This window comes from Fimbriimonadaceae bacterium, from assembly GCA_023957775.1.
Taxonomy (GTDB): domain Bacteria; phylum Armatimonadota; class Fimbriimonadia; order Fimbriimonadales; family Fimbriimonadaceae; genus JAMLGR01.
Window position 1 is genome coordinate 207,582 of the sequence record JAMLGR010000003.1, and the last position, 22,122, is coordinate 229,703.

A 22,122-nucleotide genomic window follows, 5' to 3' on the forward strand; every position below is an offset into this window, starting at 1 on the left:
CTGTACAATGGCAGGCAGGTGAGCGGTCGTGGCTGAGTGGTACTACATTGGACACTATGGGCAATTGGGACCCCTCACTCGCGAACAGATCGACGAGTTGATCGATGGCGGGGTGATCGTGCGCGACACCTACGTCTGGCGCAATGGCATGCCGCAGTGGCAGTTGGCGGATTCGATCCAGGAGCTAGCCCCCAACTTCAAGGCCGCTGAGCCCTTTTCCGCTCCGCCACCCCCTCCGATGGCGCCTGGATTTGGGATGTCGAGCGCGCCGAACCTCGGCGTCACCAGCGCGCCGATGGCGTCGCGGTACCCCTCCGCCCCTCCCCAAGTCGCCCACAGCGGCCAGTACGCCCCCGCGTTCCATCCGCTCACGAGCGATCGCAGCCGGGTGTTGGCCGGTGTACTCCAGCTCTTGATCCCGGGCGTCGGCCGCCTCTATCTCGGGTATGCGGCCTACGGGGTGATGCAGTTGCTGCTGTTCCCTTGCGGGCTGGGCATCGGTTGGCTCTGGTCGGTGATCGACGGGATCGTGATCCTGGCGGGCGGCGTCAAGCTCGACGGCTACGGCCGACAACTTTCCGAATAGCCGATGTTCCCCGGCGTCGCCGCGCGTCTAAACTACGTGAAGACCATGAGGGGATTCCTTGCCTTGATCGCCATCCTCGCCGTCGCGGCGGCGGCTCTGGCGCAGACCTACACGCCCAAGCCGGGCGAGACGGTCATGCGCGTGGCCATCGAGGGGCGAGGGAACCTGTTCATCCGCCTCTTCACCGACGAGGCGCCGAAGACGACCACGCACATTGTCAAGCTCGCCAAGCAGGGCTTTTACGACGGACAACGGTTCTTCCGCGTCGTCCGCCAGCCACGCCCATTCCTCGTGCAGATCGGCGACCCCCAATCGCGCAGCAAGGATTTGGACGACCCGGCTATGGGGACGGGCGGCAGCGGGGCGAAGATCGCGTTTGAAGACAGCGGCAAGCTGAACGACAAGGCGGGCGTCGTCGGCCTGTCCCACCGAGAAGGGGACCGGGACGCGGGCGACAGCCAGTTCTACATCCTGCTCGCCCCCTCGAAATTCCTCGACGGCAACTACACGGTCTTCGGCCAGGTCGTCGCCGGCATGGACGTGCTCCAAAAGGTGGAGAAGGGCGATCGCGTGACCGCCGTGACGATTCTGGGGGGATAGGGGGGGTTCGTCCTTCGTCCTTGGGCCTTGGGCCTTGGTCCTTGGGCCCTGGGCATTGGGGCTTGGGCATCTCCCACGTCATCCCGAGCGAAGTCGAGGGATCCGGCCCCGCAGGACCCGAAGGATCGCTGCCGCCGTAACGGTCACGCTCGGCGAGGACGTCCGGATCCCTCGACTTCGCTCGGGATGACCTTTGCGTCCTTTGCGTGAGATCACGCCAGCAGAGCGGTACTGGTTATGCCACGGGCACCGCGGGCGTATAATCTAACCCTCGTGCGGCTCCTCAAGGCGATCTCTCTGCGGCTGTTGTTCGGGCTGCTGAGTCTCATCTTCATCTCCCTCGTGGTGTTTGTCGCCGACGAGGTGGCGCCTGGCGACCAAGCCACGGTGCTGGCCGGTGAGAAGGCGCGCATCGAAGACATCCAGCGCTTGCGCGAACAGTTGGGGCTGAACCGACCCTGGCCCATCCGTTACGTCGAATGGCTGGGCGATGCGGCGCGGCTGGACTTCGGCACCAGCTACTACGGCACGAAAGAGCCCGTGATCGATATCGTGAAGCGCGACCTGCCCATGACCGCCAAGCTGGCGGGGCTCGCCATTCTCCTTGCCGCCGGCATCGGCATTCTTCTCGGCACGCTGGCGGCCATCCGCGAGAACCGGGGGGCGGACCGATTCGTTCTGACCGTCAGCACCCTGGGCGTCACGCTGCCCAACTTCGTGCTCGCCCCGATCCTCGTGTACATCTTTGCGCTCAAACTCAACCGCCTTCCCCAAACGTGGGCCGTGGATCGCGTCGCGCCGGACATCTACTACTTGATCCTGCCCGTGATCGTGCTCGCGGCGCGCCCGATGGCGATGCTCACCCGCCTGACCCGCGCCAGCATGGTGGACACGCTGAAACAGGAGTTCATCCGCACGGCGATCGCCAAGGGAGTGCCGCCCGCCCGGCTCATCTTCCGACACGCCCTGCGCAACGCGATCCTGCCGGTGATCACCGCGATCGGAACCAGCTTCGGCTTCCTGCTGACCGGATCGTTTGTCGTCGAGCGTTTCTTTGTGCTTCCGGGATTGGGTCGCGAAGCCATCGAAGCCATCCAGCAAGGCAACGTCCCCGTCGTCCAGGCGTGCATCCTGATCACAGGCGCCATGTTCATTGCGATCAACCTCCTGGTCGATCTGCTTCAACCCATGCTCGATCCGCGCATCCGGGAGGCCCAGATTTGAGGCGCGATCCGCTGTTCTGGTTTGGAGCCAGCTTTCTCGTGCTGCTGGTGCTCGTGGCGATCTTCGGACCGACGATGCGCCACTCCGCGTTCGAGATGGGCGCCCCTCCCCACACGCCGCCCGGCGCCGACTACTGGTTGGGGACCGACGAGGTCGGTCGCGACGTGTTCGCAAGAATCGCCTACGGCGCGCGCATCTCGCTGCTGGTCGGCCTGATCGTCCAGGCGATCTCCATCTCCGTGGGTGTGTTCGTGGGCGTGGTCGGAGTGTACGCGCCGCGTTGGATCAGCATGCCGCTGCTGCGTTTGACCGACGGCATGTTCGCGTTTCCGGACATCCTGCTGGCGATCCTGATCATCGGGGTGTTCGGCATGGGCATGACCCCCGTGATCGCCGCGCTGAGCGTCACGGCTTGGCCGGGGATGGCGCGCCTGGTGCGCACCCAGGTGGCGACGCTGAAAGACCGGGAGTTCGTCATCGCCTCCAAGGCCATCGGCTCCTCGCCTTGGCACGTCGTCACCAGGCACGTGCTTCCCCAGCTTTGGGGCATCGTGTTGGCCGTGGGCATGGTCGATCTGGCGGGGACGATCCTCGCCGAGAGCACGCTCAGCTTCCTCGGAATCGGCGTGCAGGCCCCCACCCCGAGTTGGGGCAGCATGATCAACAACGCGCGCTCGGACATGAATTCGCACCCGATGCTGCTGCTGTGGCCGTGCATCGTGCTCAGCCTCACGATCTTCTCGCTGAATTTCGTGGGCGACAGCCTGCGCGCCGCCCTCGACCCGAAGTCGGGCGCGCAGGTGAGGCCGATGGCCTGGTTCACCCGCTTGCGGGAACGATTCGTCCGCCCCAAGGCCGAGGCCTGACGCCCACCTACTCCTTCGACTGGATGATCTCGATGGCCTTCTTCAGTTGCGGGTCCTTGTCGGGGTCGCCGAACACGACCTGCGTCGTGAGATCCAGCTCCACCTTGTAATCGGGCTGCAGTCCGCCGGACACGTACTGACCGTCCTCGTCGACGCGGCGGCTGATGTCCTGGCCGCTCGGAAGGAAGTAGCGGGCGATCGTGATCTTGGCGTTCGAGCCGTCCACGAGGGCGTAGACGTTCTGCACCGAAGCCTTGCCGTACGTGTGCTCGCCCACCAGGGTCGCGAGCTTGTAGTCGCGCAGGGCGCCCGCGAAGATCTCGGCCGCGCTGGCCGACTCCTCGTTCACGAGCACGATCACCGGATAGCCCAGCGGTTTGCGCTGCCCGTAGTAGGTCTTGGCCACCTCCTCGCGCCCGTCCCGCATGCGCATCTTCACCACAACCTTGTCGTCCGCATATCGCGAAAGCATCTCGACGGCGGTCTCCAAGAGCCCGCCCGGGTTGTTCCGCACGTCGATGATCAAGCCCTTGAGGCCGGGCCCGAGCTTCCCCAACTCCTTGGAGAACTGGGCGTTGGTGGGCTCCGAGAAACTCGCGACGGCCACGTAGCCGATCGATCCCGGAAGCAGCTTCCCTTCCACCGTCGGCGTGATGACCTGCGACCGCCGGATGGAAAGCTCCAAAGGCTTGGGCGCGCCGGGGCGGACGATCTGGAGGCGCACCGGCGTGCCCTCCTTGCCTCGAATCTTCGAAACGATAAACTCCACGGTCTTCCCGACCACGGACTCGCCGTCGACGCCGGAAATCGAGTCCCCCACGCGCAAACCCGCTCGGTTCGCAGGGCCATCCTCAAAGACGGAGGCCACACGCGCGCCCATGGGATCGGGGGAGAGCCGGGCACCGATGCCGACGAAGTTCGCCTGCGTCTCGACCTGGAACTCCTTGGCCTGGGCCGGCTCCATGAAGACGGTGTGCGGGTCGCCGAGCGCGCCCATGAGCCCCTCGATGCCGGCGTACTTCAGCTTCTTGCCGTCCACGCCCTTGTAGTAGTCCGTCGAAATCCGCTGGTAGGCGGCGCGGAACGTCTGGGTGGCCGAGACCTCTTCCTTGCTTACCCTGGACGCGCCCAAGAGTACGCGCAGCGCATCGGTCGAGGGAGGCGCCCCCTTCTGCAAGTCGCGCCAGGTGAAACCGAAGGCGAAACAGGCGAGGAACGCGAGCGGAATTCCTACGATCTTGGCGAACTTCACGACTTCACCTCGTCCGTCCGGGCCGCTTCGCGCCTGTACTCGCCGGTCACCAGCGAGTAACCGCCACCTCCCGCCATGTCGAGCGTCTCGATCGCATGGGGCAGACCGGCCGTCTTCTCGCCCACGAGCTTGGCGTTGCCGAAGGCCGCGAGCGCGAGGGCGAAGATCTCGGCCTCATCGCGAGTCGTGTGGTCCACAAGGAGCCTCAGGGACGGAGGTTGGGCGTTGCCGTTCTGGACCGTCAGCGGTTGGACCAACGAGCCGTCGGCCTGCACGAGCACCCCGTAGCCGCCCTTCTTGGCCAACACCGCAAGGCATCGGCGCATCGTCTCGAAGTCGCCCGAGACCTGACCGCGGAGATCGAGCGTGACCTCCCTCTTTCCGGCAATGGCTTCCTGCAGCGCCTTGTCGGCGTCCGGCAGGAAGCGGAGCGAAAGGGTGCCGTTCTTCTCCGAAACCGGGTCCACATGCGATCGGGCACGCGTCAAGGTCGTCTTCCGCACCTCGTTTCCGCGCTTCCACTCGATCTCAAGCGACCCTGCGACGCCCTGCGTGAGCCTCTCGAGGGCCTTCATGGGCATCAGGTTCTTCTCCGACTTGGTCTGAATCTCCTTGCGCAGGGCGTCGAAGGCCTCTTTGGGCATCTTGCCGTCCGCGAACCGCTTCTGCGCCTCGCGATACTCGCCGATCTCCTGCGTGTTCACCAGCCAATGGCCGTCGAGGATGGACACCCAGTCGCCCGGCTTGACGCCGGCCTTGTCGGCGGGCCCGCCGGGGACCACCGCCGCGGCCACGAGGCGCGGAACCCGGAAGTGTCCCAGACCCGTGTCCTCCCCATCCGTCGCGTCCAAGGCGGGATCTCCGAGGAGCATGAAATCGACGCCGATGCCCTGGTAGTCGCCTCGCAGCTCGGCGCGGCGGACGAGGAACGCGTCCGTATCGTAGAAGAGGCACTCGGGGTCCTCGAGGCTCTGCACCATGCCGCGCACGGCCCCTTCGGCCAATTTGGACTCGTCGGAGATGGGGTCCACGTACTCGCGCTTGAGCAGCTCCACCATCTCTCGGAAGAAGGCGCCTTCGGGAACGTCCGGCCCTTGGTCCTTCGAGGCAACCAGTCCTTCCAGGGGCAGACCGGATGCCGTGCGAAGACGTGAGTTGCCCACGTCGACGTGGTCGCGCGCCGCATTTCCGCCCGCGAGCAACAACGCCCCGGTCGCGACGGCGACGGCCGTCCACACACTCTTCTTTACATCACCCAATACCGCTCCGCTCCTGAGCCGCCTCGGGCAGCTCCCCATCCAGTTTTTCCACACGGCGCGCGTGGCGCTCCTCGCGATCCTCTCCGGTTCTCAGGAATTCGTCGAAGATGAGATTTCCATCCTCTAGAGATGTCAGACGCCCGCCCAGACACAGCACGTTCGCGTGGTTGTGCCTTCGGGCCATCTCGGCCATCTGCGGGGTGCAACAGTTCGCCGCCCGAATGCCGGGGTGCCGATTGGCCCGGATCGAGATGCCGATCCCGGTTCCACACACGAGCACACCCAGATCGGCTCGCCCGTCGAGAATCGCCTCGGCCACGAGGTCCGCGGCATCCGGGTAGTCGTACGGCGTCTCGTCGGCGGCCCCCACCCACCACGTCTCGTGCCCGAGCGCCGCCGCATGGGCGCGCACGCCCTCTCGAAGAGCGAAGCCCGCATGGTCGGATCCAAAGACGATCTTCATGGCTGTCTCTCCCGCGCCCACCGCGCGACCGAAGGGTCCGTACTCGAGGCAAGCGCTTCCAAGGTCTTGGGCGGCAACGCGAGCTTCTTGGCCACCGCCAGTTCGACGAGCGCCGCCTGGATTCGGGCGTCCTTCTCTTCCAATACGCCGCCCAGCTCGTCGAGCGCGACATCGCCCGGTGCAGTGGCGAAGGCGCTAAGCGCGGCTGCCCTGACGCGAGGGTCCGTGTCGACCACCGCGAGGCGAAGGGCGCCGCGCGCTTCCTTCGCCGACAGCAACCGGAAGGCCTCGAGGAGGGCGATTCGCACGGCCGGGCTGTCGTCGCGAACTCCGCGGTAGCCCTCGTCCGCCATCCCAGGCAGCGTGCTGCGGATCAAGGCGAGATAGCTTTCATATCGGACCTGGTCGCTTGGGTCGTTCACCGACTCGAATTGGATCCGACGCGCGACCGGATCCACGTCCATTTTCGCGTGGCGGACGACGGCGAGGCGAACGGCGGGGTGCACATCTTGAAGGAACACCAAAGCGAGTTGCGCAGGTTCCGACCCAGGCAGCGAGGCTAGGGCTTCCGCCCCGGTGGCCCGCGCCCGCCAGGAGAGTGCGATGATCATCGACGTCAGCGGCGCGGCGGCCACGATGCGCCCTTCCCGGCCAAGCACTCGGGCGGCAGACTCCCGCGCCTCGTCGCTTGGACCCGCATCGAGCGCGCCGGTGACGAGCGCCCATGCCGCGGGCGTGTCCTGAAAGGCGAGCGCTTCGATCGCCTCATGGACCACGTTCTTCTCGAGGCTGCGGACGAGGGCCCCCAACTCGGGAACGAGATCCGGAAACTTGGCTCGTCGCGCAGCCGACGCCGCGTTGAGCGCCACCAAGTCTCGGGCATCCCCGAGCAGGGCCGCGTTGGGGGTGCGCGCGGCGGCCGCGGCGCGTTGCCACAAGGTCCCCGCCGGGTCGGCGACCAGGGGCGTGCCCTTCCCGATCGGGACCACCGCACCTTCGGGAGCACTGAGCACCCTCACCCGCTTGAGCACGAACGAGGACGCGCCGAGCGGGCGCTCGTAGAGCCCGGCCGCCTCGGGAGTCTCGATGCGAACCTCCTCGACGGCTCCGGAAACCCCCGCTGCGCGCAGATCGAGGGTTGCCGCTCCGGGTCCGATCGTCGGGACACTCCACGTGGGCGGTTCAGCGCCAAGGGCGCCGGGGACATCGAAGAGCCGCACGCGCGTGACGCGCCCCCCGACCTCCCGAACCACGAGGTCCAGGGGCTCGGCCTTGGACCCGTCGAGCGTCAGCTCCAGAAAGGGGTGCGTCGCCACGTTCAAGACGGGCCGCGATCCCTGGCGTCGCAGCAAGAGCACCCGCCCCGCGCGCGACCCGGGAGCCTCGGTGACCAGCACTCCCTCGCCTTCCGCGGTGGGAGCGACCGAGAAGCCACCCGAAACCGCTGGGACCGTGCCGGGGCCCCACACAAGCTCGAGGCCCAACGGCGTCGCGAGGCGTTCGACACGGATCGTGGCCACGCGGGTCCAGCCGCTGGACGCCTGCGAGAAGGTGCAACGAACCTCCTGATCCAACGCGCCCCGCGGCACCGTGAAGGCCCAGGCGTTTTGGCCCTCCTTCAGCACGCCGTCCGCCGGCGCCTGCCACCCTGGGGGCACCTCCCAACGCACCTGCACCGGACTGGAACTCGCGCTTGCCTGGGCGACGACGGATACCGACTCGCCCGCAAGCAAAAGCGAGGAGGGCAGATCCACCCGGACAGGATCGATCCAGGGATGGGCCGCCCACCGTTGCTTGCCGTCGGCGGCGACGATCCGAACCAGGTCCCCGGGTCCCGAGGCCGTTCGACCGCCCGGCGGCAGTTCCAACTGGGGCGGCGTCCCCCGAGGAACGGGGGTCGCTTGCACCGAGAGCCCTTCGAGCCTCAGGAGGTTGATCTCCGGCTCAGACGGGCCAGGGGCCAGCGAAAACACGACGAACAGGCGATCCCCCTTCTCCAGCCAGCCCTCCACCTGCGGTTTCAACCGCGGGTCGAGGTGCGACCCAAACAGATCGGCCTGCGCCCAATCGACGAACAGCAGCCGCTTGTCGGCAAGGGAGAGGAGTGCGGTGGCTCCCGAGGACGGGTCGAAGGTGGCGGCCGCCTGTCCCGTCGCCGCGAAGGCGATGCGGTCGCCGTCGGCTGCGATCGCCATCGGGGCCCCCGCCAATGCCGCCAATGTCTCGTCGTCGAGCCGCGGCAGACGGTAGGGGTTCTCGCGGGCGACGCTCCACGGCGTGTGCGCGGGCAGGTCGCGCGTTGCGTGGGCCTGATAAGCCGGGGTCGGAGCGAATCGCTCGCAGGCGACCCGCCACAGGTCGGGCGCCATGAACGCATCGGGGCGCCTCACCGCCGTGGGTTCGCCCGAGGTGTCGAAGGCCGATGGAGCGGGTTGATCGATGGTGAGCGGAAACCCGAGGTCCCTCACGCGCCGGGCGAGGTGCGTGGCCCAGGCGTCGGCCATCGCAAGGGCGAGTTGCCCGGGCTGGGAGTACGCCTGCACCGGAATCGAGGACGCGGACGTCCCCAAAATCACATCGTTCACCCCTGTTCGGACGAGGGCCGGGTGAAGAAGGAACGCGGAGTCGTAGGGCCCTCGATATTTGGGATCGCTGGGATCGAACACCGCCCCGTTGAGGAGCGGCGCAAGCGTGGAATCCAGGAACGCCCGTCCGTACGGATCGTCCGTGCTCTCGACCGAGGCGGGGGCGTCATCGACCTCGACGTCGAAGGCGAGCTGCATCGCGCCACCCGCCCGCGCCTCGGCGACGACCGCGAACCGGGCGATCTCGGCTTGCACACGCTCCAGGTCGTCCACCCGCAGCACGCCGCGACGCAGCCGGGCCACGCCGTCGGCGCCGCGTTCGACGATGTCCGCGCGCGAGAGGATGACGACCTTCACGCGCCACGTCGGCGCGGTCTTGAGCCGCTCTTCGGCCGCACGGTGAAGCGAGGCGACCTCGTCCCAAGCGCCTCCGCCGAAGGATTTGCCTAGAAGGGCCCCTTGTGGGCTCAGCGGGTACGACCACCCGTCGACCTCCACCTGGGGAGCGGGGGTTTGGACCCACGCAGATGCCAAGACCCAAGCGGCGAGGGCGGCGAAGCCGATCAGGGCACCTCGTAGAGCCGGATGTCGTCCTTCGACGCCGCGTGGCCATCGCCTCGGCTGTGGACGAGGGCCTCGCGGGCCCCCAATGCGGCGAGATCGGTCGGCATCTTGCCCACCATGTCCAGGACCACCTTCTTGATCCGCTCGGCGTTCTTTTCGAACACTTCGAGAACGCTGTGGGCGGTCACGGCTTCGGCATTGGCGACCACGCCGCTATCGTAGTCGGTGATGAGCGAGATGTTCACCACCGCCATGCCCAACTCGCGGCAGAGGTAGGCCTCGGGGTACTGCGTCATGTTGATGACCTGCCACCCGGCTTCCGTGAACCACTTGCTCTCGGCCTTGGTGGAGAACCGCGGACCTTGGATCACCACGACTGTGCCGCCGTCGTGGCAAGGAATGCCGTGCGCGCGAATCGTCTCGACCGCAAGACGCCTAAGGACGGGATCGTACGTGTCGGCAGGCGAAACGTGCGTGACGATCGGGCCATCGTAGAACGTGTCGATCCGGGCGCGCGTACGATCCACGAACTGGTCGCAGACCACGAAGTCGCCGGGATTCACGTCCGCTTGAAGGGAGCCGGCGGCGCACGGGCTGATGACGGCCTGCACGCCAAGGCTGCGCATCGCCCACACGTTGGCGCGGTAGTTGATTTTGTGGGGAGGCAGGGTGTGGTTCCGTCCGTGCCGGGGCAGGAACGCGACGTCGCGCCCTGAAACCTTCGCAAGCATCACCGAATCGCTCGGCGGGCCGTAGGGCGTGTCGACCTTGACCTCGCGAACATCCTCGAGCAGGCTGTAGAAGCCCGAACCTCCAAATACGCCGATCTCTGCTAGTGCCATCGGCGCCTAGGTTACTTGGTTCGCAGCAGTCCCGACACGGCGAGGATGAACTGGTCGACGCGTCCGCCCCGTCTGAGCGCGGCGTCGGGATTGATGGGATAGACCCGCCCGGATTTCACTGCGGCGAGCGATTGGAGGCGGGGGTCCTTGAGAAGGACTTCGGCGTCGCCCGCAACGATGAGAACCTGCGGGTCCCAGCCCAGGAGCGCTTCGGCGTCGAGCGGCACGAAGCGATCGGCGTCCGGGCCGACCACGTCGCCGCCGGAGGCCTTCAGCTCGTCGGCTTGGAACGAGTTCTTCCCCGCGATCATGTGCTCGGAGCCCGAGCTCGGCAGGATCAGCGCGACGGTGGGGGCCGGATCGGGCATCTGGGCTTTCGCGAGCTGCTCCGCGTTGTAGATCTTGTCGGCATACTGGCTCGTTTTGGTTTCGGAACCCGTCGCGGCGCCGAGTTTGTACAGGTCCTCGATCATTTGGGCGACGGTTTTCGGGTCCCACTCGTACGTGGGGATACCCAGCTCCTTGATCTTCTGGATTTCGGCTTCGCTGAACAGGTGGGGATCGTAGACGACCAGGTCGAACTTCTTGGCGACCAGCGACTCGTAGTCGGGCGAGGTGCTGGAAAGGACGACGGGCACGTTGTTGATGAACGACGGCCAGTTGCAGCTCGACGTGCGCCCCTTGAGGAAGGAGAAGGGTCCCCACCGCGCCAGGATTTCGGTGGTCCCCGGGCTCAGGCTGGCGATGTTCTTGGGAGCGATAAACCGCTTGCCATAGACCTTCCCCTGATCCTCGGCAGGACAACCGAAGAGCAGACAGGCCAGGAGCACGAGCGCAACGGAGCGAAGAAACCGCATGGAACCATTCTGGCGCACGCGGAAGCGGGAGTGCCACGGCCCCTCCTCAAGTAGGATTCGGGGAGGACTGGCAGGGGCAACAGGATTCGAACCCGCGACCTGCGGTTTTGGAGACCGCCGCTCTACCAACTGAGCTATACCCCTATCGCGGGAGACATTTTACCTCCGCTAGTGGACCCGGATGCCCTGGGCGATTCCCAGGAGGTCCTGCGGCGATCGGTCGGCCAACACGATGAAGGCGAACCCGGACTCGGTCCACGCCACACACGGCATCTTGCCGACGCGGCCGTAACAGTAGCCTTCGGGAGCCCCATTGGCCTGCAGATCGGCGATCTCGTTCACCTCGGGAATGATCACGAGGTTGGCGTAGCCCTGGGCGTCCTTCAAGGTCAGCCGGGCGACGTGCCGGTTGTCGATCACGCCTTCGGCGGCGGCCACGACGCTCACACGATCGAGCTGAATCGTGCCGGGGGCGAACCCGCGGAGCCAGTTGCGCATCTGCTCGGGCGCGGCGGGGGTGTTGGAAGAGGACGGTCCGAGATTGGACATCATGCGCGCGACGTCCGAAGAGTGCAGCGGATTGCCGGGAGCGCGGTTCAACAGCCCCGCGCCGAGGATCAAGACAAGGAACACCGAACAGAAACCCCACGCCCATCGGCCCACGAAGGACTCGACGCGCCGCGTGCGATCGATCTCGCCGAGGCGGCCCTGGCACTTGCGCCACGTCTCTTCGCACGTCACCGAGTCCGCCAGCCGACGGGTCGCCCCCTTCAACGCCAGCACGGCTTTGTACTCGGCCAGGCTCTCGGCACACTGGTTCACCTGGGCCTCGACGCGCGCGGCGTCGCCCGGAGAAAGCTCTCCGTCGGCCAAGGCGTGGATCTCTGTCTTGTCAATCATGGATTCGTTCCGTGGCGAAGGAATCCTTCGCGCTCCGCGTACTCTTCGAGCGATCTCCGCAACATCGCTCGGCCCCGGGCCAACCGCGAACGCACGGTCCCGATCGGGACGTCCAGCACGTCGGCGATTTCCTGGTAGCTCATTCCTTCGATGTCGCTTAAAATCACTGCCATTCTAAAATCTTCGGGCACCTTGCCCAGGGCTTCCTCGACTTCGCCGCCCACGAGCTCGTCGAACATCACGCGATCCGGCGTGGCGTCCTCGGGCGCGGTCGGTTCCGCCGCTCCTTCGTCGTCCAGCGATCCGAACTGCGGCCCTCGTTGCCTTCGCCTGTACTTGTTGATGTACAAGTTGGTGACAATCCGCAAGATCCACGCTTTGAAGTTGTTCCCGTCGAAACGCTCGAACGCCTCGTAAGCGCGAACGATCGCTTCTTGGGAGAGATCCTCGGCCTCTTCACGCGAGCGGGTAAGACGCAGCGCGGTTCCAAAAACCGAGGGAAACACCCGCTCCGCCTGCCTTTCAAAAGCGTCGCGCTGACTGCGTCTGCCGAGGGGCATGATCGGCGCGAGTGTACCTCTCGGACTGTTCGAACAACCCCGGCAGGCCGAAGGTTCCCAACCCGCGGCCGGGACGCAAAACCCGGCAACGAATCAGACGTCGCGCCTTTTGATCAGACGCCCGAAACGGCCGTCGTGCCGCCCTGCATGCCGACGGACTGGCCCCGCGCGACCTTGAACTTGGACACCGTTCCCTTGGGCGCCAACAGGATGTAACGGGCGCCGCTGCCGGCGCCGACCGTCCCTCCCGGAGCGGACAAGGAGCCGATTCCCTGCACGCTTCGCTGACCGCTGATCAGCACCACGTCGACATCGAACTGCAGATGCCTCACGGCGAGCTCCGGATTCCCGGCGGGCATCATGAACAGCATCCCACGGTCTTTGAAATCTTTGGCCTCGACGTACGCCAAGCCGTCGTTGCGCTTCTCCTCCGCATCGGCCACGACCACGGGAAACTCTCCGTTTCCGAGTTGGATCGTGGTGGGGGTGTACTCCCGAATCTGCTTCGTGCGGCGCGCGTCGTCTCCCGGCTGGGGTTTGGGCTTCTGCGGCTTCCAGGCATCAGGCCGAGACGCGCTGAGACCGGCGCCTTCGAGCTGCTCCGCACCATCGCCGCCCGAGCACCCGACGGCTCCCGCCACCAACACCCCGAGGGCAATCCCCTTCAACCAAATCTCAAGCCATCGATCCATCGTGAATTCTCCTGCAGTCTAGGCGCCGGCCATCGGCAACGGCGTCTTGGAAGGTTTCGGCACTGGTTCGTCGCGGACGATCTCGCGGTACAGCGAGTCGCGCTCGACGGGCACCCGACCCGCCTCTTCGATCATACGCACCATGTTCGCGTGCGTCAAGGATTGCGCCTTGTTGCCCCACTCGCCGTCCTTGTACGTGATCTCGTACTCGTGCACCAGTCCGTCGGCGTCGTCCGCGCCGTACCAAAGCGCGGCCTGCGTCACCGGAACGGTGTTCATGATCCAGAACGACTTGATGTGCTCGAAGTTGTCGAGCATCAACCGGCAAAGCGCGATGGCGCGAAGGTCGTCGTCGGCCGTGGGGTGCTCGATATGCTCAAGCTCCGTGCCTTCTGGATGGAACGAAAGCGGCGTCATCGTGAGGAAGTGCCGGGTCTCGTCCTGCAGTTCGCGCAATTGGACGAGGTGGTCCACCCGCTCCTCCGCGGTCTCGATGTGACCGTACAGCATCGTCGCGTACTGCTTCAGCCCGAGCTTCGAGGCCGCGCGCGCGACCTCTTTCCACTCTTCCCCGTTCAACTTCTTTCCGAAAAGCTCCGCGTGCACGCGATCTGCCAGGATCTCGATCCCACCTCCGGGTAGCGAGTCCAGGCCCGCCTCAATGAGGTCGGCCAGCGCCTGCTCGATCGAGCACTTGCCCACCCGGGCGATCTCCACGATCTCCACGGCGGTGAACGCCTTCACGTGGACCTCGGGGCGGGAGTTCTTCACGATCCGCACGAGGTCCATGTAGTACTGGTAGGGGAGTCGGGGGTTGATGCCGCCGACCATGTGGATCTCGGTGATCGGAATGTCCTTGTGCCAGTCGAGGCGCCGCTGGACCTCCTCGAGGCTCATTTCGTAAGGCTCGGGGCCGCCCTTCTTCGCGTAGAACGAGCAGAACTTGCAGAACTTGTTGCAGATGTTCGTGTAGTTGATGTGCTGGTTCCGCACGTAGTAGGTCTTCGGGCCGTGGAGTCGTTCGCGCACGAGATTGGCGAGGTAGCCCACCGCCGTGAGGTTCGGGGTCGTCGCCAGGCGCATGCCGTCCTCGAACGTCAGTCGTTCGCCGTTCTCGACCTTCTCGTAAAGGTCGATCAGTTCCGATCCCACAACGCGTTCGGGAGCGATGGCCATCGCGATGATTCTACCTGTGGCCCCTACGACGGGGAGTCGCCGGCGGCGGACGGCGGTGCGGGCGGCCCCTCGGAAGGCGCTTCCAGCGAGCGCGACGCCTGACGCGGAAGCCAAACGAGGGCGCGCACGCCGCTGGCCTCCACGCTCTCGGAGCCCACGGCTGCAGGACCTCCCGGAATCATCTTCGCGGCGGGCTCGCTCACGGCGACGCCGCCGATCGGGCATACCTTCTGCAGATGCGCGGCGATGTCGATGACGTGCGCGAAGTTCACCGACTTGATGTCGTCGCGCGAAGGTGCGTTGACCTCGCCGGCGTGCACCCCCACGCGGAGCTGGATCGGAATCCCGATTTTGTTGCGGAACGTGTTGAGCTCCACCAGTCCGGCCTGGATCGTCCGCCCGGCGCCAAACGCCTGCTGCGGGTGGTCGAACGCGCACGTGATACCGTCCCCGGCCGTGGAGTGCACGCGGCCGCCGTAGCGGCGCGCGATCATCTCGACGAACTGGTGGTACTCGTTGAACGTGAACTCCACGCTGAGCGGGTCTGCATGCTCCTTCATCTTCGTCGACCCCACGATGTCGGCACTCAGAAAAGCGAGCATCTGCTCTCCCGAACGAAGTTTTGTCTGCAGCTCGACGAGCTGGCGCAGCAGCTCCTGGCGCTCTTGAACGGGATCCTTGATGCCCAATTTGGAGTGGAATCGCGAAACAAAGTTATGCAAAACGACAGATGCGATCGCGCCGCCGAGGGTCCACGGCAGCAGGAGCATCGCCTCCTTGCCGCCAAAGACCTTCAGCCCGAACGCGATGCCGATGAAGGCAAACAGGGACTTGCCGGCGAAGTAGACGCCGCCGCTGGTGGCGCCGGCGATGGCCGCCGTGCGCGCGTCGCGGCTCACGCTCACGTTCCACAGCGCGAAGGAGAGTCCGATGAGCTGCAGGATTCCCAAGAAACCGGTCGGGTCGCCCGTCCCCGTCTTGAGCACTTCGAGGAGCCCGACGTTGGCCGAAATCGTGGCGGCCGCCACATAGCGGCGCACGTCGGGTTCGAGCGTGAGGAACAGCGTTCGGATGCGGTGCAGAAGCGATTGCTTGCGCCGTTCGGGGAACGCGCGGATGGCCAGGCGCACGTAGTCGATCGGCGTCCCCGTCGCCTCGGCCACCGCTTGGATCGCCGAATCGTCGAGTTCGCCCCCGTGCGACTCGCGCAAGCGCTCGGCAAGCTCGAGCATCTGCTGCACGGAATCGTCGTTAAGCTCTCCTGACGGTTGCTTCAGGCCGATCTCCAATCTCTCACCAATCCGAACCCATTGTACTCGCGCAGCCGCAAGGGCACCCGCAAAGGGTCCCATACGACCGCGCGCGCTTACGCGTCGCCGAGCACGTGTGGGAGTGCGCGCGCTTGCGCGTCGCCCTGAATTCGCCGAACTTGTTCGGCTCCCCGTCCTCGCGGCGAGCCACTCGGGGGCAAGGCGACGAGCAAGCTCGCGCACTCCCAGGGACTCTGCCGGCACCAAGCGCCGGCCTGGAAGGCGGCGAGCAAGCTCGCGCACTCCCACACGTGATCGGCGACGAGCAAGCGCGCGCACTCCCAGGGGGCCTTGCCTAGGTGCAGCCGTTGGGTGGGGGTGGAGGCGGGCCGGTGGTCGCTGGAACGAAGATGTTGCCGCTGGGAAGCGGCGTTACCGCTCCGTCGGTCAGCGCAGGCAGCGGCGCGGTGCACGTGCCGATCAGCGCCGAGTAGCGCAGCCCCCCGTAGGTGTACTGCCTGTAGTAAGCCGCCGAACTCAGGGACGACGGGTTGAGGTGGAACCGCACGGAATTGCTCGGAACGCGCGCCACGAAGTAACCGCAGGTGTCCGTGGTGATCGTTGCCACCTGCGTCCCGACCGCGTTGAAGAACAGGACCTGCACCGATCCGATACCCAGACCCGTGGATTCAACGACGACTCGACCCGTCACCGTCGCCAAGCCCGGGATTCCGGATGCCGGAGGCGGAGAACACGAACCGGTCGACCCGCCGCCACCGCCGCCGCCGCCACCCCCACCGCACCCGATGAGGAGGCCCAAAAACACGAAAGACGCGAGAGACGCACCGAATTTCAATTGATCACCTGAACTCTTGGACCGCTCCAACCTAGCCGTTTGTTCGCACCGCGCTCGAGGCGAACCCGTGCGGCATGAGCTCCTTGAGAGAATACTGCCTCGACGCCCCACTCCCATCGACGGTCACCACAAGAAGTGCCTCCGGGTCCGTCGCAAACTCGGCGATGGACTGCAGGCACATGCCGCACGGCGTGCCCCCGTCGACGGTCGCCACGGCCAGGGCGCGGATCTCCCGGCCGCCCTCGGCCACCATGCGGGCGATGGCCGCCCGCTCGGCGCACACGCTCAACCCGAAGGAGACGTTTTCAACGTTGCACGCGGACCAGATCCGGCCCTGCGCGTCCTCCAGAGCGGCCCCAACCAGGTAGCCGCTGTAGGGAGCGTAGGCGTGGAGCCGGGCCGTCTGGGCCGCTTCGATCAGTGCGTCGGTCTTCATCCTTCCAAAACCGCGATCGTGACGCCGTGCCCCCCCTCGGTCGGCTCGCCGTCGCGGTAACGCGCCACGTGAGGATACTTCCTCAGAATCTCGCGGCACAGCGTGCGTAGGACCCCTTCCCCCTTCCCGTGCACGATGCGCACCTGGTGAACCCCTGCCAACACCGCGTCGTCGAGGAACTTCTGGAGTTCGCGCTCCGCATCCTCCGCCCGCATCGCCCTCAGGTGAATCTCCGTCGGGGCGAACTGCGCCCGCTCGGCCCGCACCGTCCCCCGTGAGCGGGGTGGCGCCTTCGCCGGTTCGGCGGCGCGCAAGCGATCGACGTGGACGTTCAGCTTGAGGGAGCCGATCTGCACCTTGGCCTGTCCCTCCCTGGGGTCCTCGAGCAACGACCCGATCTGGGGATACCCCTCGACCCGAACCGAGTCCCCTCTCTTCAAGGCCGGGACCGTCCCGCGGTCCGCCGGCGCGCGCTCGGGCTGAAGGCCGCGCACGACCTCTTGGCCGACCTCCTGCAGCGCCTCCAGATCCTTCCGCGCCTTGCTGATCGCGGCGGGGGCGGCACCGGAGCGCTTCAGTTCGTCGAACAGCTCCGCGGCTTCGAGCCGAATCTGGCGAAGGGTCTCCTCGATCTCGGCCGTCGCGCGCTCGTGCGCCTTGCGCCGCACCTCTTGAGCCTCGCCCAACTTGCGATCGGCCTCCGCCTCGCGCTTCTTGATCTCCGAGACGCGCCGGTCCGCCTCGCTCTGCGCGACCCGCGCCTGCTTTTGCGCGGACTCGAGCTGCTCCATCATCCGCGACACTTCCATCGCGGCGTCTCCCAGCATCGAACGGGCGTCTTCGACGACTTCTGCGGGCATGCCGCATCGCTCGGCGATCTTCAGGGCGTGGCTCGCGCCGGGCGCACCCATGAGGAGCCGGTACGTGGGTCGGAGCGACTTGGCGTCGAACTCCATCGCCGCGTTGGCGAAACCCTCCGTGTTGTACGCGAACGCCTTGAGTTCGCCGTAATGCGTGCTGGCGAGGATGCGCGCGCCACGGGCCTGGAGCGCGCCCAGGACGGCCTTGGCGAGCGCGGCCCCTTCGGCGGGGTCCGTGCCGGCCCCGATCTCATCGAACAGCACGAGCGCGCCCTCTTCGATCCCCCGAAGCGCCTCGGCGATGTTCTTCACGTGCCCGCTGAACGTGGAGAGGGACTGCTGCAGACTCTGCTCGTCCCCGATGTCGGCCCACACCTGGGTGAACGGAGCGAGCACCACGCGCCGCGCGGGAGGCATCAAGCCCGCCTGCGCCATCAGCACGAAGAGCCCCACCGTCTTGATGGCCACGGTCTTGCCGCCCGTGTTGGGTCCGGTGATCAACACGGCGTCGTGGTCGAAGCCGACCGCCACCGAGAGCGGCACGGCCTGGTCGCGGGGCAGAAGGGGGTGACGGCCGTCGTGCACCTCGATGCCGTGGCCCTGCCGACGCTCCGGCACCACGCCCCCAGACTTCGACCCGAGCCGCGCCTTGGCAAACACGAGGTCCAGCTCCCCTGCGGCCGTGAGGCCGTCCGCGATCGCGATCGCCTCCCCGCCCACGGCTTCCGAAAGCTCGGTCAGGACGCGCAGAACCTCTTCGCGCTCCGCGGCCTCGGCTTCGCGCACCGCATTGCCGAGCTGGAGCACGTCGTCGGGTTCGACGAAGAGGGTTTGGCCGCTCCCGCTCGTGTCGTGGACCAGCCCCTTGATCTTGCCGCGGTTCTCGGCCTTCAGCGGCACGACGTAGCGCCCGTCGCGCATCGTGACGATCGGGTCGGAAAGGAGTTCGCGGCTCTTCCCGCTCACATACTTCTGGATGCGCTCCTGCACTCGAGCCGCAGCCGCGTGCTTGCGGCGGCGCGCCGCGGCGAGCGCCGTGCTCGCGCTGTCCAACACCTCCCCGCTTCCATCCACGCTCTCGAGCAGCCGATGCTCGAGCGCACGGTTCTCGTGAAGGGCCTCGCCGATCGCCCAGAGTCCGGCGGCGGCTTCCCGGCGGGCATGCAGGAACTCGCGGAATGCGCGCATCGCGGCCAAGGACGCCGCGGTCTCGTACAACTCGGCGCCGCCCAGAACGGCGCCCTTGGCGGCCTTGCGCACGGGCTGCCGTACGTCCCGCGCGCCCCCCAACGACGGAGGCGAACCGCTTTCCAGCAACAGCCACGCCGAGTGCGTGAGGGCCAGGGCGGGCCACACCGACTCGGCATCGAAGGCCGGCTCGAGTTCGGCCGCTGCGCCCGCGCCCATGGGTGTGTCGCACTCCTCGACGAGTTGGGCGCGCACGGCGTCGAACTCAAGGACGTCCAGCGCATGGCTCATACCTCTAGTGTAGACGCGCGTCAGTCGAAGCGCACGACCTTCAACACCTGGTTGGCCATCTCGAGATTGACGCTCTCGCGCGAGGGCGGAAAGCTGAAGGTGATCGTGTAGAGCTTGCCGTTGTGCAGAAACTGCTGCGCGTGGATCCGGTAGGTGAATGGCCCCGCAGGTCCCTGGGCGGTCATATCCCCTGAAATCTCGACGCGAGCCGGATCGGAAAGCACTTGACTCTTGAGGTTCTTGGTGACGGACGCCATCGCCTGAACGCCCTCGTCCCGAACCTTCTCCAAAGTAGCGCCGACCGCCGGGATCACGTTGAGGTTCACGTTCTCTCGAAACCCGTCCACCTCTTCACCAAAGGCGACGAACTTGATCAGACCCTGCTTCGCCATCTCCTTGGTCTGCCGAACCATGGCGGCGCCGGCCTCCCCGGGAATCGAGAACTCCTTGAACGCCTCGTCCAGATCGGCCCGTGTGAGATCGACCACCGCAAATCCTTGGGGGAGCCCGAGGCGAACGCCCGCCACGCTGACCTCCTGCCACGCCTCCGGAAGGTCGGGGGCGTCGTGCTTGACGACGGGAGGCCCGGAGGCCTCCGTGGAGTCCGTGGATCCACAACCGACACCGGCCAAAGCGAGCAGAAGCAGAAGCGCCGTTCTCATAGTGAGCATCCTACGCCTTCGAAGACGCCATCGCAAGAGGCCAAGCGCCTTCAAAGCGCATTGGTTGCCATTCCCGCTGGTCGAGCATGGGTTCAAGGAGCTGAGAGCCTCCGCACGCCCGTCAAGCGGGCGTGGCACCCAGCACCCAGCACCCAGCACCCAGCACCCAGGGCTTACGCGCCTCGCAACAGGCGGAGGCCGTTGAGGATCACGAGCACCGTCGACCCCTCGTGACCCACCACGGCGAGAGGCAGGGGCAGGCGGAAGAACATCGACGAGACGGCCAGCGTCCCGATCACGAGCGTCGCAAACACGAGGTTCGCGCGGATCACGCGGTTGGTCTTCCGCCCGAGGCGCACCAGCTCGGGGATGCGCTCGAGGCGGTCCTGCATCAACACCACGTCCGCGGCGTTGAGGGCGATGTCGCTGCCCAATCCCCCCATCGCGAGTCCCACGTTCGCGCGGGCCAACGCGGGCGCGTCGTTCACGCCGTCCCCGACCATCAACACGGTTTCGCCCGCGCTCACCCACTGATCGACCAGCCGCGTCTTGTCGTCGGGAAGCAAACCCGCGTAGACCTCGTCCACTCCCACGTCCTTGGCGATGGCCGCCGCGGTGTTCGGCGTGTCGCCCGTCAGCATCGCCACCCGGCCGAATCCCAGATCGCGCAACGACTGCACGAAGGCCGCCGCGTTCGGCCGCGGGGCGTCCTGCAACCCAAGGGCGGCGTACCGGTCCCCGTACTGCACCACCGCGACGGTCATGCCCTTGGCCTCGATCTCCTCGACGTGCGGCGCGAAATCCGAGGGAAGGCGGACCGACTCCTCCTCGAAGAACCGCCTCTGCCCCACGCGCACCTCCAAGCCGTCCACCCGGGCGGTCACACCCATGCCGGGGTGCGTTCGCTGCTCTTGGGCCTCGGGCACGTCGAGGTCTTGGCTTCGCGCCGCTTCGACGATCGCCTCGGCAAAGGGGTGCGCGGCGTACTGCTCTGCGGCGGCCGCGACCCTTAGAATGAACCGCGCCTCCTCGGAAAGGGGGCGGCCGGGCATCCAGCACGCGTCGTTGTCCAAACACGCGCCGCCTCCCGACCCCACACGCTCCGCCGTCGTGCACACGCAGATTTCGGCCAGCGTGGGTTTGCCGGCCGTCAGTGTTCCCGTTTTGTCGAGCGCCGCGGTGCGCACTTCGCCCATCGATTCGATAAAGCGTCCCCCGCGAACCAGCATTCCATGGCGCGCGGCCCACGCCAACGCGCTCAGCGTGGTCGCCGGCGTGGAGATCACGACGGCGCAAGGGCTGAGCGCCACGAGGAGAATCAGCGCGCGGTACAGCGCCTCAGGGGTCTCCACTCCCTGGCCCATGCGGATCGCGAACGCCACCACGAACGCCCCGACCACGAAGAACGTGTACCGCTGCCCGAACCAGGCGCTGATCCGCTCCCCGCTCGCCTTGTTCTCCTGCGCGTCCTCGACCAGGGCCACGATCTTGTCCAGCGTCGTGTCACCGACCTCCGCCGTCACTTCGAGCACCAGGGCGCGATCGAGGTTTTGCGTGCCCGCCAGCAGAGCATCTCCAACGCCCTTCTCGACCGGTACGGACTCGCCCGTCATCGCGCTCTGGTCCACCGCGCCGTTTCCCTCGACCACTTCTCCGTCCACGGGAATCTGATCAAAGGCGGCGACGCGCACGCGTTCGCCGATCCGGAGAGCCTCGACCGGAACCCGCTCGTCGCCTTCAGGCCCCACACGGATCGCCTCGGCGGGTCGAAGTTGGATCAGCCCCTCGATCGCCGATTTCGTCTTCGCCATGGCGAAGTGCTCGAGGGTGCTGGAAAGACTGAACAGGAACAGGAGTCCCGCGGCGTCTTCAGGATGGCCCACAACAACCGCGCCGATCGCCGCCAGCACCATCAGCACGTTCACGTCGAGCTCGCGATTCCGAACGGACTCCAACGACGCTCGCACGGCGAAGGGCGAACCGAAGGCCACCCCGAGATACGCGATGGCGGGATGCAGGTGGAAGAAACTGAGCCCCGTGAACAGTCCGCAAAGAACCGTCAGCAGCACTTCGGGGTCGCGAAGCCAGCGCATCTTTCCTATTGTCCCCGATTCCAGACCCGCTCCAGCGTCGAAGGAAACACCGGCACGAGG

The 22,122-nt window shown here is 66.5% G+C and carries 20 protein-coding genes and 1 tRNA gene; 4 read left to right on the forward strand and 17 right to left on the reverse strand.

Annotation, left to right across the window (positions count from 1 at the left end; genetic code table 11):
- Positions 1 to 64: 64 nt before the first annotated feature.
- The 4 genes from M9921_04050 to M9921_04065 all read left to right on the forward strand — a co-directional run bounded on the left by M9921_04050 (position 65) and on the right by M9921_04065 (position 3,276).
- Positions 65 to 586, forward strand: a complete 522-nt coding sequence (locus M9921_04050) for a GYF domain-containing protein (protein MCO5296008.1) — start codon at positions 65 to 67, stop codon at positions 584 to 586.
- 45 nt (positions 587 to 631) lie between these two features.
- Positions 632 to 1,186 (forward strand): peptidylprolyl isomerase, encoded by a 555-nt coding sequence (locus M9921_04055; GenBank protein MCO5296009.1) that lies wholly within the window; start codon positions 632 to 634, stop codon positions 1,184 to 1,186.
- A 273-nt stretch (positions 1,187 to 1,459) separates the two neighbouring features.
- Complete coding sequence (locus M9921_04060; protein ID MCO5296010.1) at positions 1,460 to 2,410, forward strand: ABC transporter permease; 951 nt, start codon at positions 1,460 to 1,462, stop codon at positions 2,408 to 2,410.
- Complete coding sequence (locus M9921_04065; protein ID MCO5296011.1) at positions 2,407 to 3,276, forward strand: ABC transporter permease; 870 nt, start codon at positions 2,407 to 2,409, stop codon at positions 3,274 to 3,276. The genes M9921_04060 and M9921_04065 overlap by 4 nt, the downstream gene beginning before the upstream one ends.
- A 7-nt stretch (positions 3,277 to 3,283) precedes the next feature.
- Here M9921_04065 and M9921_04070 read toward each other — a convergent pair whose 3' ends face one another.
- The 17 genes from M9921_04070 to M9921_04150 form a co-directional block, all read right to left on the reverse strand.
- A complete protein-coding gene (locus M9921_04070) occupies positions 3,284 to 4,528 on the reverse strand; it encodes a S41 family peptidase (protein ID MCO5296012.1) in 1,245 nt (414 codons plus the stop codon).
- Positions 4,525 to 5,766: a S41 family peptidase gene (locus tag M9921_04075; protein MCO5296013.1), complete on the reverse strand. Its 1,242-nt coding sequence runs from the start codon at positions 5,764 to 5,766 to the stop codon at positions 4,525 to 4,527. Before M9921_04075 ends, M9921_04070 begins: the two co-directional genes overlap by 4 nt.
- Before the next feature lie 13 nt (positions 5,767 to 5,779).
- The gene (rpiB, locus tag M9921_04080) at positions 5,780 to 6,250 is read right to left on the reverse strand and encodes a ribose 5-phosphate isomerase B (GenBank protein ID MCO5296014.1); all 471 of its coding nucleotides are present in this window, start codon (positions 6,248 to 6,250) and stop codon (positions 5,780 to 5,782) included.
- Positions 6,247 to 9,369, reverse strand: coding sequence for a HEAT repeat domain-containing protein (locus M9921_04085; protein MCO5296015.1), 3,123 nt, complete (start codon positions 9,367 to 9,369; stop codon positions 6,247 to 6,249). The genes rpiB and M9921_04085 overlap by 4 nt, the downstream gene beginning before the upstream one ends.
- A gap of 29 nt (positions 9,370 to 9,398) precedes the next feature.
- Positions 9,399 to 10,241: an S-methyl-5'-thioadenosine phosphorylase gene (locus M9921_04090; protein MCO5296016.1), complete on the reverse strand. Its 843-nt coding sequence runs from the start codon at positions 10,239 to 10,241 to the stop codon at positions 9,399 to 9,401.
- A gap of 11 nt (positions 10,242 to 10,252) precedes the next feature.
- Positions 10,253 to 11,098, reverse strand: a complete 846-nt coding sequence (locus tag M9921_04095; GenBank protein ID MCO5296017.1) for an ABC transporter substrate-binding protein — start codon at positions 11,096 to 11,098, stop codon at positions 10,253 to 10,255.
- A gap of 68 nt (positions 11,099 to 11,166) precedes the next feature.
- Positions 11,167 to 11,242, reverse strand: a tRNA-Trp gene (locus M9921_04100).
- A 24-nt stretch (positions 11,243 to 11,266) separates the two neighbouring features.
- The gene (locus M9921_04105) at positions 11,267 to 11,998 is read right to left on the reverse strand and encodes a zf-HC2 domain-containing protein (GenBank protein MCO5296018.1); all 732 of its coding nucleotides are present in this window, start codon (positions 11,996 to 11,998) and stop codon (positions 11,267 to 11,269) included.
- Positions 11,995 to 12,558, reverse strand: coding sequence for a sigma-70 family RNA polymerase sigma factor (locus M9921_04110; GenBank protein MCO5296019.1), 564 nt, complete (start codon positions 12,556 to 12,558; stop codon positions 11,995 to 11,997). Before M9921_04110 ends, M9921_04105 begins: the two co-directional genes overlap by 4 nt.
- Positions 12,559 to 12,671: 113 nt before the next feature.
- Positions 12,672 to 13,250 (reverse strand): DUF192 domain-containing protein, encoded by a 579-nt coding sequence (locus tag M9921_04115; protein ID MCO5296020.1) that lies wholly within the window; start codon positions 13,248 to 13,250, stop codon positions 12,672 to 12,674.
- 18 nt (positions 13,251 to 13,268) lie between these two features.
- Positions 13,269 to 14,426: a CofH family radical SAM protein gene (locus tag M9921_04120; GenBank protein MCO5296021.1), complete on the reverse strand. Its 1,158-nt coding sequence runs from the start codon at positions 14,424 to 14,426 to the stop codon at positions 13,269 to 13,271.
- Positions 14,427 to 14,449: 23 nt separating this feature from the next.
- The gene (locus tag M9921_04125) at positions 14,450 to 15,715 is read right to left on the reverse strand and encodes an adenylate/guanylate cyclase domain-containing protein (protein MCO5296022.1); all 1,266 of its coding nucleotides are present in this window, start codon (positions 15,713 to 15,715) and stop codon (positions 14,450 to 14,452) included.
- A 316-nt stretch (positions 15,716 to 16,031) separates the two neighbouring features.
- On the reverse strand, positions 16,032 to 16,532 hold the full coding sequence (locus M9921_04130; GenBank protein MCO5296023.1) for a hypothetical protein: 501 nt from the start codon (positions 16,530 to 16,532) through the stop codon (positions 16,032 to 16,034).
- Positions 16,533 to 16,563: 31 nt separating this feature from the next.
- Positions 16,564 to 16,968, reverse strand: coding sequence for a cytidine deaminase (gene cdd / locus M9921_04135; GenBank protein ID MCO5296024.1), 405 nt, complete (start codon positions 16,966 to 16,968; stop codon positions 16,564 to 16,566).
- On the reverse strand, positions 16,965 to 19,307 hold the full coding sequence (locus M9921_04140) for an endonuclease MutS2 (GenBank protein MCO5296025.1): 2,343 nt from the start codon (positions 19,305 to 19,307) through the stop codon (positions 16,965 to 16,967). Before M9921_04140 ends, cdd begins: the two co-directional genes overlap by 4 nt.
- Before the next feature lie 20 nt (positions 19,308 to 19,327).
- Positions 19,328 to 19,969, reverse strand: a complete 642-nt coding sequence (locus tag M9921_04145; GenBank protein ID MCO5296026.1) for a hypothetical protein — start codon at positions 19,967 to 19,969, stop codon at positions 19,328 to 19,330.
- Positions 19,970 to 20,142: 173 nt separating this feature from the next.
- Positions 20,143 to 22,062 carry a heavy metal translocating P-type ATPase gene (locus tag M9921_04150; GenBank protein MCO5296027.1) on the reverse strand — a complete coding sequence of 640 codons (1,920 nt, stop codon included), beginning with the start codon at positions 22,060 to 22,062 and terminating at the stop codon, positions 20,143 to 20,145.
- Positions 22,063 to 22,122 lie beyond the last annotated feature (60 nt).